Annotated in this window: 15 protein-coding genes; 9 read left to right on the top strand and 6 right to left on the bottom strand. The window is 70.5% G+C overall.

Annotated features, from left to right (window positions below; all coding sequences use genetic code 11):
* Positions 1-14: 14 nt before the first annotated feature.
* Both ACLBWJ_RS06195 and ACLBWJ_RS06200 read right to left on the bottom strand, forming a co-directional pair.
* Positions 15-1,190: a zinc-dependent alcohol dehydrogenase gene (locus ACLBWJ_RS06195; protein ID WP_269267250.1), complete on the bottom strand. Its 1,176-nt coding sequence runs from the start codon at positions 1,188-1,190 to the stop codon at positions 15-17.
* A complete protein-coding gene (locus ACLBWJ_RS06200; RefSeq protein ID WP_112616536.1) occupies positions 1,187-1,405 on the bottom strand; it encodes a multidrug transporter in 219 nt (72 codons plus the stop codon). Before ACLBWJ_RS06200 ends, ACLBWJ_RS06195 begins: the two co-directional genes overlap by 4 nt.
* A gap of 103 nt (positions 1,406-1,508) precedes the next feature.
* On the opposite strand from ACLBWJ_RS06200, the gene ACLBWJ_RS06205 reads away from it, so the two are divergent.
* Positions 1,509-1,631 (top strand): hypothetical protein, encoded by a 123-nt coding sequence (locus tag ACLBWJ_RS06205; protein ID WP_258524624.1) that lies wholly within the window; start codon positions 1,509-1,511, stop codon positions 1,629-1,631.
* A gap of 59 nt (positions 1,632-1,690) precedes the next feature.
* On the opposite strand, the gene ACLBWJ_RS06210 is transcribed toward ACLBWJ_RS06205, so the two are convergent.
* The gene (locus ACLBWJ_RS06210; protein WP_447659900.1) at positions 1,691-2,200 is read right to left on the bottom strand and encodes a MarR family winged helix-turn-helix transcriptional regulator; all 510 of its coding nucleotides are present in this window, start codon (positions 2,198-2,200) and stop codon (positions 1,691-1,693) included.
* A 178-nt stretch (positions 2,201-2,378) separates the two neighbouring features.
* On the opposite strand from ACLBWJ_RS06210, the gene ACLBWJ_RS06215 reads away from it, so the two are divergent.
* Together ACLBWJ_RS06215 and ACLBWJ_RS06220 are read left to right on the top strand one after the other, a co-directional pair.
* Positions 2,379-2,735: a DUF7882 family protein gene (locus ACLBWJ_RS06215; protein WP_269267244.1), complete on the top strand. Its 357-nt coding sequence runs from the start codon at positions 2,379-2,381 to the stop codon at positions 2,733-2,735.
* Positions 2,736-2,891: 156 nt separating this feature from the next.
* On the top strand, positions 2,892-4,544 hold the full coding sequence (locus tag ACLBWJ_RS06220; protein ID WP_447659901.1) for a thiamine pyrophosphate-binding protein: 1,653 nt from the start codon (positions 2,892-2,894) through the stop codon (positions 4,542-4,544).
* 9 nt (positions 4,545-4,553) lie between these two features.
* Here the strand turns inward: ACLBWJ_RS06220 and ACLBWJ_RS06225 are convergent, their stop codons facing one another.
* Both ACLBWJ_RS06225 and ACLBWJ_RS06230 read right to left on the bottom strand, forming a co-directional pair.
* Positions 4,554-6,443 (bottom strand): FAD-dependent monooxygenase, encoded by a 1,890-nt coding sequence (locus tag ACLBWJ_RS06225; protein ID WP_447659902.1) that lies wholly within the window; start codon positions 6,441-6,443, stop codon positions 4,554-4,556.
* A 22-nt stretch (positions 6,444-6,465) separates the two neighbouring features.
* Positions 6,466-7,866 (bottom strand): MFS transporter, encoded by a 1,401-nt coding sequence (locus ACLBWJ_RS06230; RefSeq protein ID WP_447659903.1) that lies wholly within the window; start codon positions 7,864-7,866, stop codon positions 6,466-6,468.
* Between the two features lie 76 nt (positions 7,867-7,942).
* Here ACLBWJ_RS06230 and ACLBWJ_RS06235 point away from each other — a divergent pair, with 76 nt between their 5' ends.
* The 6 genes from ACLBWJ_RS06235 to ACLBWJ_RS06260 are packed head-to-tail and all read left to right on the top strand — an operon-like array spanning position 7,943 to position 14,452.
* Positions 7,943-9,403 carry a fumarylacetoacetate hydrolase family protein gene (locus ACLBWJ_RS06235; protein WP_447659904.1) on the top strand — a complete coding sequence of 487 codons (1,461 nt, stop codon included), beginning with the start codon at positions 7,943-7,945 and terminating at the stop codon, positions 9,401-9,403.
* A complete protein-coding gene (locus tag ACLBWJ_RS06240) occupies positions 9,400-10,098 on the top strand; it encodes a GntR family transcriptional regulator (RefSeq protein ID WP_114589260.1) in 699 nt (232 codons plus the stop codon). Before ACLBWJ_RS06235 ends, ACLBWJ_RS06240 begins: the two co-directional genes overlap by 4 nt.
* Positions 10,099-10,125: 27 nt before the next feature.
* Positions 10,126-11,637: a 5-carboxymethyl-2-hydroxymuconate semialdehyde dehydrogenase gene (gene hpaE / locus ACLBWJ_RS06245; protein WP_447659905.1), complete on the top strand. Its 1,512-nt coding sequence runs from the start codon at positions 10,126-10,128 to the stop codon at positions 11,635-11,637.
* A 53-nt stretch (positions 11,638-11,690) separates the two neighbouring features.
* A complete protein-coding gene (gene hpaD / locus ACLBWJ_RS06250; protein ID WP_447659906.1) occupies positions 11,691-12,851 on the top strand; it encodes a 3,4-dihydroxyphenylacetate 2,3-dioxygenase in 1,161 nt (386 codons plus the stop codon).
* Positions 12,852-12,878: 27 nt separating this feature from the next.
* Positions 12,879-13,664: a 2-keto-4-pentenoate hydratase gene (locus tag ACLBWJ_RS06255; RefSeq protein ID WP_447659907.1), complete on the top strand. Its 786-nt coding sequence runs from the start codon at positions 12,879-12,881 to the stop codon at positions 13,662-13,664.
* Positions 13,649-14,452, top strand: a complete 804-nt coding sequence (locus ACLBWJ_RS06260) for an HpcH/HpaI aldolase family protein (protein WP_447659908.1) — start codon at positions 13,649-13,651, stop codon at positions 14,450-14,452. Before ACLBWJ_RS06255 ends, ACLBWJ_RS06260 begins: the two co-directional genes overlap by 16 nt.
* Positions 14,453-14,459: 7 nt before the next feature.
* On the opposite strand, the gene ACLBWJ_RS06265 is transcribed toward ACLBWJ_RS06260, so the two are convergent.
* The gene (locus tag ACLBWJ_RS06265) at positions 14,460-15,287 is read right to left on the bottom strand and encodes a PRD domain-containing protein (protein ID WP_447659909.1); all 828 of its coding nucleotides are present in this window, start codon (positions 15,285-15,287) and stop codon (positions 14,460-14,462) included.
* Positions 15,288-15,314 lie beyond the last annotated feature (27 nt).

A 15,314-nucleotide genomic window follows, 5' to 3' on the forward strand; every position in this document is an offset into this window, starting at 1 on the left:
TCTCCGGGGCGGAGTCACGGCTGCAGCACCACCTTGATGCAGCCGTCCTCCTTCTTCTGGAAAGTCTCGTAGAGGCCCGGCGCGTCGGACAGCGGCGCGCGGTGGGTCGTCAGATCCATGACGCCGAGCGGGTCAGCGGGGTCTTCGACGAGAGGCAGCAGGTCATCGATCCACCGCTTGACGTTGCACTGACCCATCCGAAGGCTCAGCTGCTTGTCGAACATCGTCTTCATCGGCATCATGTCGGCCTCGCCGGCGTACACGCCGCTGAGCGAGACGGTGCCGCCGCGGCGGACGATGTCGATCGACGAGTGGAGCGCCGCCAGCCGATCGAGCCCGCCGGTCTCCATGACCTTCTGAGCCAGGGCATCGGGCAGCAGCCCCAACGCCTTGTGCACCGTCGAGACGGCGGGGTTCCCGTGGGCCTCCATGCCGACGGCATCCACGACCGCGTCCGCGCCGCGCCCGTCGGTGAGGTCGCGGAGTTCGTCGACCACCGAGTCGGTCAGGTCGAACACGTCCGCACCGTGCCGCTCCGCCATCGCTCGCCGCTCGGCGACCGGGTCGACCGCGAGCACCCGGTACCCCCGGTGCACACCGACGCGCGCGACGAACTGGCCGACGGGCCCCAGCCCCATCACCGCGAGGGTGCCGCCCTCGGGAACATCGGCGTACTCCACGCCCTGCCACGCCGTCGGCAGGATGTCGCTGAGGAAGAGGTACCGGTCGTCGGGGAGGTCGTTGCCGACGCGGATGTGGTTGTAGTCCGCGAGCGGCACCCGCAAGTACTCGGCCTGACCGCCGGGGACCTGGCCGTACAGCTTGGTGTAGCCGAACAGCGACGCGCCGCTGCCGTACTCGGTGACCTGCGTCGTCTCGCACTGCGACTGCAGCCCGCGCCGGCACATGAAGCAGTGCCCGCACGAGATGTTGAACGGCACGACGATGCGGTCTCCGACCGCCAGGTTCGTGACGGCCGAGCCGACCTCGACGACGACGCCCATCGGCTCGTGTCCGAGCACGTCGCCGCTGTCGATGAACGGCCCGAAGATCTCATACAGGTGCAGGTCGGAGCCGCAGATCGCGGTCGAGGTGATCCGCACGATCGCATCGGTGGGCTCGAGGATCTCGGGGTCGGGCACCGTCTCGACGGAGACGTTGCGGCGCCCCTGCCAGGTGAGGGCCTTCATCGCTCGACCTCCGGCTCGTCACCGTCGGCCTCGGGCGTACCGGGCCCAGGTCCCGGACGCACGGCGGCCGAGTCGGCGATGTCGATGCGCGTGACGCCGTCGTGCTCGCTCGTCTCGATCCGCGGCGCCGCGTCGGCCTCGGTCGATCCGCCGGCGCGCAGCAGTTCCTCGCGGCGGGCGTCTTCGTCGGTCAGGGGTTCGGATGCGTCGGACATGGGGCGACCGTAGGCACATCGTCCCGCCCGGGGCGAGGGGATGGCGGGGGTCGGACAAGCGTGATACCCAGAGACGACGACCCATCTCGGAAGGAGACCGTCGATGTCACGAGACGACGCGAAGCCCAGCCAGGCCGAAGGCGCCGACCCCGATCACCCCGACACGGGCGAAGCCCCGGAAGAGGAGACGGGACACCCCTCGCAGGCTGAGGGCGAAGACAGCTGACACGACGAAGCGGGGGCCGACACCACTGATATGGAGTCGGCCCCCGCTTCGTTCGGGAGTCAGGCGCTGCGCTCGGCGATCTCGTCGAGGGCGGAAGCGAGGAGGTCGATGACCTCGGCCGCGATGGCGGTACGCTCGGGATCGAGCTCATCGATGACCGTCACAATCGCCCGGTGATGGGCGGCGAAGGCGGCATCCACCCGCTCGACGGCGGCGGCCGTCGGAACGAGGTAGTGCGCCCGGCGGTCGCTGGGGTGCTGCACGCGCTCGACCAGGCCCTTCGAGGCGAGACGCTCGACGACGTTGGTCACCGTGGCGCTCGAGGTGGCGAGCATGACGATGAGGTCCTTGGGCCCGAGATCGCGGCCGTCGCGGTGTCCCTGAACGAGGTAGCGCAGCGCGGTCAAGTCGATCGCCGACAGCTCGGAGGCGCGCACCGCGAGCCCGGCCTGCACCTGTTCCGCGCGCCGCAGACGCAGCACGGCGTCGCTCAGCCGACGACCGACCTCGTCACGAGGTTGATCCGCGTACAGGTGAAGTCCTTCATGACGGACGACGTTTTGAGGCATCGGGTTGCCACCTCCTCCGACAGCATCCTAGAACACTAGCCCAGCTTGACAGATTCTGTCTTTCACAGATGGTGAGATACATAGGATCTAAGAATTGACAGAAACTGTCTTGTCTGGCTAGATACTTAACGAGGGAACCAACACTTCACTCGCTCATCGACGATCTCAGGAGGACAGCATGGGACAGCTCCACTACGGAAACTCCGACACCCGAATCGAGATCCCGGACCGCCTGCTCGCGCACCTCAAAGTCGTCATCGCGACGAAGCTGCGGCGCAATGAGAGCTTCATGATGTCGTGGACGGCCGACGACGGTCGTTCCTCGATCTGGCTGCAGCCGTCCATCCCGCTGCGCTTCGTCTTCGAAAGCGCCGACATGGAGGTCCTCAACCCGGCCGCCATCCGCGACATGGCCAATGCGGCGACGTCGTCCGCCGGACTCGTCGTCGCGCTGGACCAGGAGATCCCCGAGGCCCCGCAGCGCGAGCTGCGGCCGGTGACCGCCGGAGTGCCGCGGCTGAAGGTCCCGGCGTAACCCGTACCGAACACTTCACGCCGTCGTCGGTCGTTCCTATAATCGGAACGTCCGGCGGCGGCGTTGCCGTCGGTGCTCGAAAAATGGGCACGAAGCGGCATCCGCGCGTGAGACACATACGGCCTCCATCACCGTTCCGTCTCGAAAGGCATCGCCATGCCCTCCGTCTCCGCGCACGTCGCCGCCGCCCTCTCCCGACACGTCTCGCACGTCTTCGGCGTGATGGGCAATGGCAACGCACACCTGCTCGATGCGCTCGAGCGCTCCCCCGGCGTCACCTTCACCGCGCTCCGTCATGAGGCGGGCGGCGTGGTGTCCGCCGATGCCCACTACCGTGCCGGCGGAGGCCTCGCGGCCGCGACCGCGACGTACGGAGCGGGGTTCACCAACACCCTGACACCGCTCGCGGAGGCAGCGCAGGCACGCACCCCGCTGGTCCTCGTCGTCGGCGATGCGCCGACGTCCGGCCCGCGCCCGTGGGACGTCGACCAGATCGCGCTCGCCTCGGCGGTCGGAGTCCGCACCTACACGGTGGGCCGGGCGGATGCCGCGGCCACGACCGTCATCGCGATCGAGCACGCCCTCGCGTACTCCTCCCCCGTCGTGCTGGCGATCCCCTACGATGTCGCCAAAGCCGACGCCGGCCCGCTCACCCGTACCCCCGAGCCGCGGCGAGCGCCTGAGCTCGCTCCCGCCACGCCGTTCGCGACCGGAACCGTGACGCAGATCGCCCGCGCACTGGCGGGCGCGCAGCGGCCCCTCCTCCTCGCGGGCCGCGGCGCGTGGCTCGCCGGAGCGGGCACCGCTCTCGGCGCCATCGCCGATGCGACGGGAGCGGTGACCGCGACCACGGCTCTCGGGCGCGGGGTCTTCCCGCGTCCGGAGTTCGATCTCGGCGTGACCGGCGGATTCGGCGCCGACGGGGCGATGTCCGTCATCCGCGACGCCGATGTCGTGCTCGTCGTCGGCGCGTCTCTCAACCAGTTCACGATGCGGTTCGGGACTCTGTTCGCCCCCGGGACGACGGTCGCTCAGATCGACACGGCACCCACGGCGACGCATCCGCACGTCGGGCTCTACCTGCGCGCCGACGCGGCCCTCGCGGCCCGGGCGATCACCGACGAGCTCGCCGCGCTCGTCGCTCCGGCGAGCGGATGGCGCGAGTCGCTCGACATCGCCGCCCTGCGCGACCATCTCCCCGGCGACGCCCTCGCCCCCGACGGGCGTCTCGACCCGCGGTCCGCCGCGCGGCGGATCGGAGAGCTGCTGCCCGAGGACCGCGTCGTCGTGTCGGACGGTGGCCACTTCATCGGATGGGCGAACATGTACTGGCCCGTGTCGTCACCCGACCGGATGATGATGGTCGGCACCGCCTATCAGTCGATCGGCCTCGGCTTCCCCTCGGTCCCCGGCGCAGCCCGCGCCCGTCCCGACGCGACGATCGTGCTGACGACGGGCGACGGCGGCGGTCTCATGGCCGTCAGCGACCTCGAGTCGGCCGTCCGGGTCGCCGGCGGCCGCGGCCTCGCCGTCGTGTGGAACGACCGCGCGTACGGCGCCGAGGTGCACCTGTACGGCGCGCAGGGCCTCGCCCCCGCCCCCATGCTCATCCCCGAGGTCGACTTCGCCGCGCTGTGCCGCGCGGTCGGCGGCGAGGCCGTCGTGGTGCGCACGCTCGACGATCTCGAGGCCCTCGCCCGGTGGCGCGATCGCCCCGCCGATGAGCGCCCGTTCCTCCTGCTCGACCTGCGGGTGTCGGCGACGATCCGCGCCCCGTACCAGGAGGAGATCCTCCGCGTGAACTCCTAGGGCGAAGCCCTAGGCGCGCAGCAGGGCTCCCGCGAAGAAGGCGGTCAGCTCGTCGGTCGCGGTGAGCGGCAGCACAGCCGCGACGTACTGGTCGGGGCGGACGACAACGACGACTCCGTCGCGCGAGAGCCCGCGCTCGTCGAAGATGTCGGCATCGTGCCACGCGCTCGGTGCCGCGGCGAACACCTTCTCCCAGTCCGTCAGGCCGAGCGGGCCGGTGCGGGGGCGGAAGATGTCGGGCACGAGCGGCAGCTCGATCTCGTCGTACCGCTGCTGGTACACCACCTTGACGTCGAACACCGCGTCGACGTCGGCGCCCGCGGGGGTGTGCACGGACACCGGCGACACGGGCGACGCGAGCCACCGCGCGAAGTCGTCGAGCGCGGACGGCGCGCCCGGCAACGGGGCGTCGGCGAACGCGTAGATGCGCCACCGCCCGTCGGCCCGGGCATGGTGACCGAGGTGCACGGCGTTGCCGTCGGCGACGCGCGCGACCTCGACCGACGCGAATCGCATGCCGATCGGGAAGCCCGAAGCGAGGTCCTGGTGCGCGGCATCCGCGACGATCTCCGACGGGTCGTACCGGGTGCGGAAGCCGGAGGGGAACTCCGCCGTCGCGAGGTAGTGGGTCGCGAGATCCTGCGGGTCGGTGATCTCCTCGGGCTTGCGCGCCATGAGGGCCGACCACTCCCGGTCGAAGTCGATCAGCTGCTGCGCGACGGGGCGTCGTTCCGCCCCGTACGTCGACAGCAGCGACGGCGCCGCCAGGCCCGTCAGGACGTGGCCGAGCTTCCACCCCAGATTGAACCCGTCCTGCATCGAGACGTTCATCCCCTGCCCGGCCTTCGCGCTGTGGGTGTGGCAGGCGTCGCCGGTGAGGAACACGCGCGGGGCGCGCGGGGCGCCCGCCGGCACGTCGTCGAAGCCGTCGGTGACGCGATGCCCCACCTCGTAGACGCTGTGCCAGGCGACTTCTCTCACGTCGATCGAGTACGGGTGCAGGATCGCGTTGGCTCGCCGGATGATCTCGTCGATCGGCGTCTGCCGCACGCGGTGATCGTCATCGGGGGCGACCTCGCCGAGGTCGATGTACATGCGGCTGAGGTAGCCGCCCTCGCGCGGGATGTGCAGGATGTTGCCCGCCGCGGAGTTGATCGCGCACTTGATGCGCCAGTCGGGGAAGTCGGTGTTCACCAGCACGTCCATGACGCCCCAGGCGTGCGCCGACGCCGCCCCGACGTGGACCCGGCCGATCGCGTCGCGCACGCGGCTGCGCGCGCCGTCGCATCCCGCGACGTACTTCGCGCGGATCGTGCGCTCCTCACCCGCCCGGGCGCCCGCGACATGACGCACCCGCACCTCGACGGGGAACTCGCCCTCCTCGCCGACGGTCAGCCCGAGGAACTCGACGCCGTAGTCGGGCACGACGCGCCCCGGTCCCTGCGCCGCGGCCTCGGCGAAGTAGTCGAGCACGCGCGCCTGGTTGACGATCAGGTGCGGCAACTCGCTCATCCGCAGCGCATAGTCCTCCGTGCGCATGGTGCGCACGATGCGCGTCGGATTCTCCGGGTCAGGTGCCCAGAAGTTCATCCAGCCGATGTTGTAGGCCTCCGCCATGATGCGCTCGGCGAATCCGAACGCCTGGAAGGTCTCCACGCTCCGCGGCTGGATGCCGTCTGCCTGCCCCAGCTCGAGACGCCCCTCGCGGCGCTCGATCAACCTCACGTCGACATCGGGGAACTGCGACAGCTGCGCCGCCAGCAGCATCCCCGCCGGTCCCGAGCCGACGATGAGGACGTCGGTCTCGTCGGGCAGCTCGGCGGGGCGGTGCAGCCCGCGACCGGCCGCGGGCTGCACGCGCGGATCTCCCGAGACGTAGCCGTGATGATGGAACTGCATCGTGCCCTCCTCGCCGCCGCGGTCAGCGCCGGCCGGTGCCGACGATCGGGCTGACCGACTGCTCGGCCTCGTGGTCGGGGTCGAGCGGGATGCCGCTGCGGTCGCGCAGCAGCAGCGTCGCGACGAGCCCGAGCACCGTCATCCCCGCCAGGTACCAGGTCACCGACATGGTCGATCCCGTCGCCTGCACGAGCGCGGTGGCGATCGTCGGCGCGAACGCGCCGCCGAGGATGGCGCCGATGGCGTAGGAGATCGAGACGCCCGAGAACCGGATGGATGCCGGGAAGAGCTCGGCGTACAGGGCGGCCTGCGGGCCGTACGTCAGGCCCAGGCCGATCGTCAGGATCGCCAGCCCGGCGAAGAGGAGGCCGATGCTTCCGGTGTTCACGAGCGGGAAGAGAGCGAACACGCCCGCGAGCTGGAGGATCCAGCCGGCGATGTAGGTCGTGCGGCGCCCGATGCGGTCGGAGAGGAACCCGGCGATGAGCGTCGTGACGAGCCAGGTGACCGCCGAACCGGCGACCGCCCACAGGACCGGTTCGCGGTCGAACCCGAGCGGTCCGTCGGGGTTGGTGGCGTAGTTCTGGATGTAGCCGCCGGTGGTCATGTAGCCGACGGCGTTGTTCCCCGCGAAGACGAACGCGGCGATGATCACGAGAGCGGCGTGCTTGCGGAAGAGCTGCACGATCGGCATGTGGGCCTTCTCGCGCCGCTCGGCGAGCTCGGTGAACACGGGGCTCTCCTCCACGCGGCGACGCACGTACCAGCCGACGAGGATGAGCACGACGCTCAGGAGGAACGGGACCCGCCAGCCCCAGGCCAGGAACGCCTCGCCGGGAGCGATCATGGCCATGAGCGCCATCACTCCGGACGCGAGGAGGAGGCCGAGCGGTACGCCGATCTGCGGCGACGCGCCGAATGCGCCACGGCGCGTCTTCGGGGCGTGCTCGACGGCCATGAGCACGGCACCGCCCCATTCGCCGCCGGCCGAGATGCCCTGGACGATGCGCAGCAGCACGAGGATGACCGGCGCGGCGAGGCCGATCGTCTCGTACGTGGGCAACAGGCCGATCAGTGCCGTCGCGACGCCCATGAGGATGAGCGTCCACATCAGCACGAGCTTGCGCCCGAGCCGGTCGCCGAGATGGCCTGCGAGGAAGGCGCCGAGGGGCCGGAAGAGGAAGCTCACCCCGACGGTGGCGAAACCGATCAACGCGCTGTTGGCGCCGAGCGGAGCGAAGAAGAGCTGGCCGAAGACCAGCCCGACCGCCGTGGCGTAGATGAAGAAGTCGTACCACTCGACCGTCGTCCCGACGACGGTGGCGAAGACCACGCGGCGGCGGTCGGCGGCGGTGGCGATGGTCCCGGTCGGGGTGAAGCCGTTGCGTGCGGCCGGACCGGGGGTGGATGTGGGGGTGCTCATCTTCGTGCTCCCGAGGTGTCGACGACGTTGTCTGCAGACGTTGTTCTGCTGGCGATGATCATATACGATTTCGAATATGAGACAAGAGCGAGGAAGCTCCGGTCGACCGGGCAAGATCATCGCGGTCCACCTGAGCTATGCATCCCGGGCCGCGCAGCGCGGGCGCACGCCCGCCGCCCCCTCGTACTTTCTGAAGGCGTCGAGCTCGATCGTCGGGAGCGGCGACACGGTCGAACGCCCGGCGGGTACCGAACTGCTGGCGTTCGAGGGCGAGATCGCGCTCGTCATCGGGCGCGATGCGCACCGGGTCGGCCTCGCCGAGGCCTGGGACCACGTCGCCGCCGTCACCGCGGCCAACGACCTCGGCGTCTACGACCTGCGCGCCGCGGACAAAGGATCGAACCTCCGCTCGAAGAGCCGTGACGGCTTCACTCCCCTCGGCCCCGACCTCATCGACGCCCGGACCGTCGACCCGCACCGGCTCCGCGTCCGCGCCTGGGTCAACGGCGACCTCGTGCAGGACGACACCACCGGCGGCCTGCTGTTCCCGCTGGCGCAGATCGTCGCCGACCTCTCGCAGCACCTGACCCTCGAGACCGGCGACGTCATCCTGACCGGCACGCCGGCCGGATCGTCGGTCATCGTCCCCGGCGACGTCGTCGAGGTCGAGGTCGACGCGCTCGACACCGGCGCCACGTCGGGACGACTCGTGACGACCGTCGTCGCCGACGCGGGCGCCGCGTTCGATCCCGCGCTCGGCTCGCTTCCCACGGTCGACGACATCCAGCGCGAGGAGGCGTGGGGATCGCGCGAAGCTGCCGGGCTGCCGGACGAGCCGGCATCCGGCCTCACCGACGATCTCCGGGCCAAGCTCGAGCGCGTGCCCGTCGCGGCACTGTCGCAGCAGCTGCGCAAGCGCGGGCTCGACGACGTGACGATCGACGGCGTGCAGCCGATGCACCCCGCCAGCAAGCTCGTCGGAACGGCCGCCACGCTGCGGTTCGTGCCGTTCCGCCCCGACCTCTTCGCCCGGCACGGCGGCGGCTTCAACGCGCAGAAGCAGGTGTTCGACGCGGTCTCGCCCGGCGAGGTCATCGTCATCGAGGCGCGCGGCGAGACCGGATCGGGCACGCTCGGCGACATCCTGGCCCTCCGCGCCCGGACCCGGGGAGCCGCCGGCGTCGTCACCGACGGCGGCGTGCGTGACTACGCCGCCGTCGCCGAGATCGGGCTGCCCGTCTATGCCGCGGGCGCGCATCCGGCCGTCCTCGGGCGCAAGCACGTCCCGTGGGAGGCGGGCGGAACCATCGCCTGCGGCGGCGCGACCGTCCAGCCCGGAGACGTCATCGTGGGCGACGCCGACGGGGTCATCGTCATCCCGCCGCCTCTCGTCGCCGAGGTCGTCGATGCGGCCCTCGCTCAGGAGGACGAGGACGCCTGGATCGCCGCGCGCGTGGCGGAGGGCGCCTCGGTCGACGGGCTGTTCCCGATGAACGCGGCCTGGCGCGCCCGGTACGACGGCGAGCGCGGCGCATGACCTCCCCGACGCCTCCCCTGCCCGAGACGCAGAGCAAGTCGCAGCGCGCGTATCACTGGATCCGCGAGCGCATCGCCGAGCAGGAGTTCACCCCGGGGTACCGGCTCGTGCTCGGGACGATCGCCGGCGAGCTCGACATGAGCGTCGTCCCGGTGCGCGAGGCGATCCGCCAGCTCGAGGCCGAGGGCCTCGTGACCTTCGAGCGCAACATCGGCGCCCGCGTGGCGATGGTCGACGACTCGCAGTACCGCTTCAGCATGCAGGCGCTGTCGATCCTCGAGGGCGCCGCGACGGCGCTCGCGGCGCGCGCGCTGAGCGTCGACGACATCCGGCGTGCGCGCGAGATCAACGCGCTGATGACCGAGTCTCTCGATCACTTCGATCCGCGCTCGTTCACTCGGTTGAACCAGGAGTTCCACGCGACGCTGTTCGAGCAGTGCGCCAACCCTCGAATGCTCGAACTCGTGCAGGCCGAATGGGCACGGCTCGGACACCTGCGCGACTCGACCTTCAGCTTCGTCCCGGGCCGCGCGCAGGAGTCGGTGCGGGAGCACGAGCACATCCTGGCGCTGATCGAACGAGGGGCGCCCCTCACCGAGATCGAGCACGCCGCGCGGCGCCACCGCTCGGCCACCCTCGACGCCTACATGACGCACGAGCACCCCGATCAGGCGCTCGGCCTGCCCAACTTCTGACCGCCCCCTGCTGCAAGGACGCACGAGATGACCGACACGACGCTCACCGCCCCCCACACGCCCGCGGACCTGCCCGGCGCCATCCGTCACTACATCGACGGGTCGCTCGTCGACTCGGTCGACGGCGCGACGTTCGACGTGCTCGACCCCGTCACCGGGCGCGTGTACCTGCAGGCGGCCGCCGGCAAGAAGGCCGACGTCGATGCCGCCGTCGCGGCAGCCCGCCGCGCGTTCACCGAGGGGCCGTGGCCGCGGATGCTCCCGCGCGAGCGCTCGCGCGTGCTGCACCGCATCGCCGACCTGGTCGAGTCTCGCGACGCCCGCCTCGCCGAGCTCGAGTCGTTCGACTCCGGACTCCCCATCACGCAGGCGCTCGGCCAGGCCCGGCGGGCCGCCGAGAACTTCCGGTTCTTCGCCGACCTGATCGTCGCCCAGGCCGACGACACCTACAAGGTGCCCGGCCGTCAGATCAACTACGTCAACCGCAAGCCCATCGGCGTCGCCGGGCTCATCACTCCGTGGAACACCCCGTTCATGCTCGAGTCGTGGAAGCTCGCCCCGGCGCTCGCCACCGGCAACACGGTCGTGCTGAAGCCCGCCGAGTTCACGCCCCTGTCCGCGTCGCTGTGGGCGGGCATCTTCGAGGAGGCCGGACTGCCGCCGGGGGTCTTCAACCTGGTCAACGGCCTCGGCGAGGACGCGGGCGACGCGCTCGTGAAGCACCCCGACGTGCCGCTCATCTCGTTCACGGGCGAGAGCTCGACGGGGCAGCTGATCTTCGCCAACGCGGCGCCGCACCTCAAGGGGCTGTCGATGGAGCTGGGCGGGAAGAGCCCGGCGATCGTCTTCGCCGACGCGGATCTCGACGCGGCGATCGACGCCACGATCTTCGGTGTGTTCTCTCTCAACGGCGAGCGCTGCACGGCCGGCAGCCGCATCCTCGTCGAGCGCGCGATGTACGACGAGTTCGTCGAACGCTACGCCGCGCAGGCCCAGCGGGTGCGAGTCGGCTTCCCCCACGACCCGGCGACCGAGGTGGGCGCGCTCGTGCATCCCGAGCACTTCGAGAAGGTCATGTCGTACGTCGAGCTCGGAAAGAGCGAGGGCCGCCTCGTCGCCGGCGGCGGCCGCCCCGAGGGGTTCGAGAGCGGCACCTTCGTCGCCCCGACCGTGTTCGCCGACGTCGCTCCGACGGCGCGGATCTTCCAGGAGGAGATCTTCGGCCCGGTCGTCGCGATCACCCCGTTCGACACGGATGCCGAGGCGCTGGACCTCGCCAACGACACGAAATACGGGCTCGCCGCCTACGTCTGGACCAACGACCTGAAGCGGGCGCACAACTTCTCGCAGGCCGTGGAGGCGGGGATGGTCTGGCTCAACTCCAACAACGTGCGCGACCTGCGCACCCCGTTCGGCGGGGTCAAGGCGTCCGGCCTCGGCCACGAGGGCGGCTACCGGTCGATCGACTTCTACACGCACCAGCAGGCGGTGCACATCACCCTCGGCGCGGTCCACAACCCGACTTTCGGCAAGAGCTGACCCGCCCCCCGGAACCGCCGGACCCACCCGACATCGAGAGCAAGGACGCTGTCATGACCCACCGCGACCAGATGACCCGGACCTCCTCGGGCTACTTCGTCAGCCAGGAGGCGCCGATCACCTGCGACGACCCGATCCCGACGCCGACGGCGCCGGCGCCCGACATCCTCCGCTGCGCCTACATGGAGCTGGTCGTCACCGACCTCGCCGCCTCACGGGAGTTCTACGTCGACGTGCTCGGGCTCTACGTCACCGAGGAGGACGACGAGGCGATCTACCTCCGTTCGACCGAGGAGTTCATCCACCACAACCTGATCCTGCGTCAGGGACCGGTCGCCGCCGTCGCGGCGTTCTCGTACCGCGTCCGGTCGGCCGACGACCTCGACCGCGCCGTCGCGTTCTACACCGAGCTGGGCTGCCGGGTGGAGCGGCGGCCGGGTGGCTCCGTGCGAGGCATCGGCGACTCTGTCCGCGTCGAGGATCCGCTCGGCTTCCCGTACGAGTTCTTCTTCCAGACCGAGCACGTCGAGCGCCTCTCGTGGCGCTACGACCTCCACACGCCCGGCGAGCTCGTGCGTCTGGATCACTTCAACCAGGTGACCCCGGACGTCCCGCGCGCCGTGCAGTTCATGCAGACGCTCGGGTTCCGGGTGACCGAGGACATCCAGGATGACGCGGGCACGGTGTACGCGGCATGGATGCGGCGGAAACCGACCGTCCACGACACCGCGATGACCGGCGGTGACGGCCCCCGGATGCACCACGTGGCCTTCGCGACGCAGGAGAAGCACAACATCCTCGCGATCTGCGACAAGCTCGGCGCGCTGCGCCGGTCGGACGCGATCGAGCGGGGGCCGGGGCGCCACGGCGTCTCGAACGCGTTCTATCTCTACCTGCGCGACCCCGACGGACACCGCGTCGAGATCTACACGCAGGACTACTACACCGGCGACCCCGACAATCCCGTCATCACGTGGGACGTGCACGACAACCAGCGCCGCGACTGGTGGGGCAACCCCGTCGTGCCCTCCTGGTACACCGAGGCCTCCCTCGTCCTCGACCTCGACGGGAAGCCCCAGCCGCTCCGCGCCCGCAGCGACGACTCGGAGATGGCCGTCACGATCGGCGCCGACGGGTTCTCGTACACCCGACCGGGCGACGACGGGCTGCCCGAGTACAAACAGGGCGAGTACAAGCTCGGCAACCAGCTCTGATCTGCAACCAGCTCTGAGAGGACGCTCATGCTCTCCCCCGACGACATCGCCGCCATCGCGGACGAACTGGCCGAGGCCGACCGCACGCACGACGTCATCCCGCGCATCACGGCGCGGTACCCCGGCGCCACCGTCGAGGACTCGTACGCCATCCAGGGCGTGTGGCGCGACCGGATGATCGCCTCGGGCCGCCGGCTCGTGGGACGCAAGATCGGTCTGACCTCGAAAGCAATGCAGCAGGCGACCGGGATCACCGAGCCCGACTACGGCGTCATGTTCGACGACACGATCTACGGCTCCGGCACCGAGATCGCCACCGAGCGGTTCTCGAACGTGCGCGTCGAGGTCGAGCTCGCCTTCGCGCTCGCCCGCCCCCTCGCCGGGCCGGACTGCACGCTCGACGACGCGCTCGACGCGATCGACTATGCCGTCCCGGCCCTCGAGATCCTCAACTCGCACATCGAGCTCGAGGGGCGCACGATCATCGACACGATCGCCGACAACGCCGCCTACGGTGCGATGGTGCTCGGCACCGAGCGGCGACGTCCCGACGAGATCGACCTGCGGTGGGTGCCGGCGCTGCTCTCGCGCAACGGCGAGATCGAGGAGACCGGGGTGGCGGCGGGTGTCCTCGGCCATCCCGCGACGGGGGTCGCCTGGCTCGCCAACAAGGTGTCGCAGCACGGCGCGCGCCTGGAGGCGGGTGAGCTGATCCTCGCCGGGTCGTTCACGCGGCCGATGTGGGTGTCGCGCGGCGACGAGGTCCGCTGCGACTATGGCCCGATGGGAGTGATCGCATGCCGTTTCGTCTGACACCGGCCTTCCGCGACGCCCTCGGTCGCGCGGACCGCCCGCTCGCGGGGATCTGGGTGTGCTCCGGGTCACCGCTGGTCGCCGAGATCTGCGCCGGCGCCGGACTCGACTGGCTGCTCATCGACATGGAGCACTCTCCCAACGGAATCGAGTCCGTGCTCGCCCAGTTGCAGGCCGCCGCCGCGACACCGGTCACGACGATGGTGCGGGTTCCGACCGCCGACCCCGTCGTGATCAAGCAGGTGCTCGACCTCGGTGCGCAGAACCTGCTCGTGCCGATGGTGTCGTCGGTCGCCGAGGCCGAGGCGGTCGTGCGCGCGTTTCACTATCCGCCCCGCGGCATCCGCGGCGTCGGTTCCGCCCTCGCCCGTTCGGCCCGCTGGAACCGGGTCGACGACTACCTGGCCGAGGCCGAGCAGCACGTGTCGCTCGTCGTGCAGATCGAGACCGCCGCGGGGGTCGACGCCGCCGCGGGCATCGCTGCGGTCGACGGGATCGACGGCGTGTTCGTCGGCCCGAGCGATCTCGCCGCCTCGATGGGGCTGCTCGGACAGCAGTCCCACCCCGACGTGGTCGCCGCCGTCCGTCGCGTCTTCGCCGACGCCCGGTCCGCGGGCACACCGGTGGGCGTGAACGCCTTCGACCCCGCGCTCGCGCGCGGCTACGCCGAGGCCGGGGCGGACTTCCTGCTCGTCGGCGCCGACGTCGCGCTGCTGGCCCGCGGCTCGGAAGCGCTCGCGGCGGCCTGGGTGCCCGAGGCCGACCGCACCACCCGCGCCGGATACTGACGCGGGATCACCCCGGCACGGCGCGTGCGATGTGGAGAGCGAGGTAGGCGACCTCCTCGTCGGTGATCTCGATGTCGTGCTGCGTCCGCACGAGCGCACGCACGCGTTCGGCCGTCGCCGTCGCCCGAGGATGCCGCCGGCTCATGCTCTCGAACAGGAAGCCGTCGTCGCTGTCGAGCAAGCGCCCCGAGAACACCCGCTCGGCGAAGAACTGCAGGTGCACGAGGAAACGCGACGAATGCAGGTCGTCGCCGAAGGCGATCCCCGTGGTGTTCGACACGATCGTGGTCGCCGCCGAGATGAGCCGTACGACATGCATCGTGTCGGCACCAGCCCGCCCGTTGGCGGCGTTGGCGAGGTGGAACGCGATATTGGCGGCCTCTTCGTCCGGCACATCCACGCGCATGCGCGCCCGCAGCAGCTCGACACCGCGGGACCCGACGGCGTACTCGTCGGGGTAGACGGTGCGCAGTTCCCATGCGAGCCGGTTCACGACGACGAGACCGCGACGGTGACGCTCGACGGCGAAGTGAAGGTGGTCGGTGAGCGTGAGGTAGATGTGCGGATCGAGATCGAGCCCCGAGGCCACGGCGTCACGGACGATCTCCCGGGTGAGCTCGACGAACTCACCCGGGATCTGCGCGAGCAGCTCGACGAGGTTCCGCTGATCGGCGTCGTCGAGCGCGACGAACACCCGATCGGTCGCGCCCTCGTCGACGACGTCGCCGGGTTTGGCACCGAATCCGATGCCCTTGCCCAGCAGCACCCGCTCGACGCCGCGCTCATCATCGACGAGCACGACGCTCGAGTTGAGCACCTTCTTGATGATCTGCATGCCCGCCCTCATCGACACGGCCTCACG

It is taken from the genome of Microbacterium sp. M4A5_1d, assembly GCF_053345465.1.

Bases quoted from the DNA above. Each gene is read 5' to 3' on its own strand.
- ACLBWJ_RS06195 (WP_269267250.1), bottom strand. From the start codon at position 1,190: ATGAAGGCCCTCACCTGGCAGGGGCGCCGCAACGTCTCCGTCGAGACG.
- ACLBWJ_RS06200 (WP_112616536.1), bottom strand. From the start codon at position 1,405: ATGTCCGACGCATCCGAACCCCTGACCGACGAAGACGCCCGCCGCGAG.
- ACLBWJ_RS06205 (WP_258524624.1), top strand. From the start codon at position 1,509: ATGTCACGAGACGACGCGAAGCCCAGCCAGGCCGAAGGCGCCGACCCC.
- ACLBWJ_RS06210 (WP_447659900.1), bottom strand. From the start codon at position 2,200: ATGCCTCAAAACGTCGTCCGTCATGAAGGACTTCACCTGTACGCGGAT.
- ACLBWJ_RS06215 (WP_269267244.1), top strand. From the start codon at position 2,379: ATGGGACAGCTCCACTACGGAAACTCCGACACCCGAATCGAGATCCCG.
- ACLBWJ_RS06220 (WP_447659901.1), top strand. From the start codon at position 2,892: ATGCCCTCCGTCTCCGCGCACGTCGCCGCCGCCCTCTCCCGACACGTC.
- ACLBWJ_RS06225 (WP_447659902.1), bottom strand. From the start codon at position 6,443: ATGCAGTTCCATCATCACGGCTACGTCTCGGGAGATCCGCGCGTGCAG.
- ACLBWJ_RS06230 (WP_447659903.1), bottom strand. From the start codon at position 7,866: ATGAGCACCCCCACATCCACCCCCGGTCCGGCCGCACGCAACGGCTTC.
- ACLBWJ_RS06235 (WP_447659904.1), top strand. From the start codon at position 7,943: ATGAGACAAGAGCGAGGAAGCTCCGGTCGACCGGGCAAGATCATCGCG.
- ACLBWJ_RS06240 (WP_114589260.1), top strand. From the start codon at position 9,400: ATGACCTCCCCGACGCCTCCCCTGCCCGAGACGCAGAGCAAGTCGCAG.
- hpaE (WP_447659905.1), top strand. From the start codon at position 10,126: ATGACCGACACGACGCTCACCGCCCCCCACACGCCCGCGGACCTGCCC.
- hpaD (WP_447659906.1), top strand. From the start codon at position 11,691: ATGACCCACCGCGACCAGATGACCCGGACCTCCTCGGGCTACTTCGTC.
- ACLBWJ_RS06255 (WP_447659907.1), top strand. From the start codon at position 12,879: ATGCTCTCCCCCGACGACATCGCCGCCATCGCGGACGAACTGGCCGAG.
- ACLBWJ_RS06260 (WP_447659908.1), top strand. From the start codon at position 13,649: ATGCCGTTTCGTCTGACACCGGCCTTCCGCGACGCCCTCGGTCGCGCG.
- ACLBWJ_RS06265 (WP_447659909.1), bottom strand. From the start codon at position 15,287: ATGCAGATCATCAAGAAGGTGCTCAACTCGAGCGTCGTGCTCGTCGAT.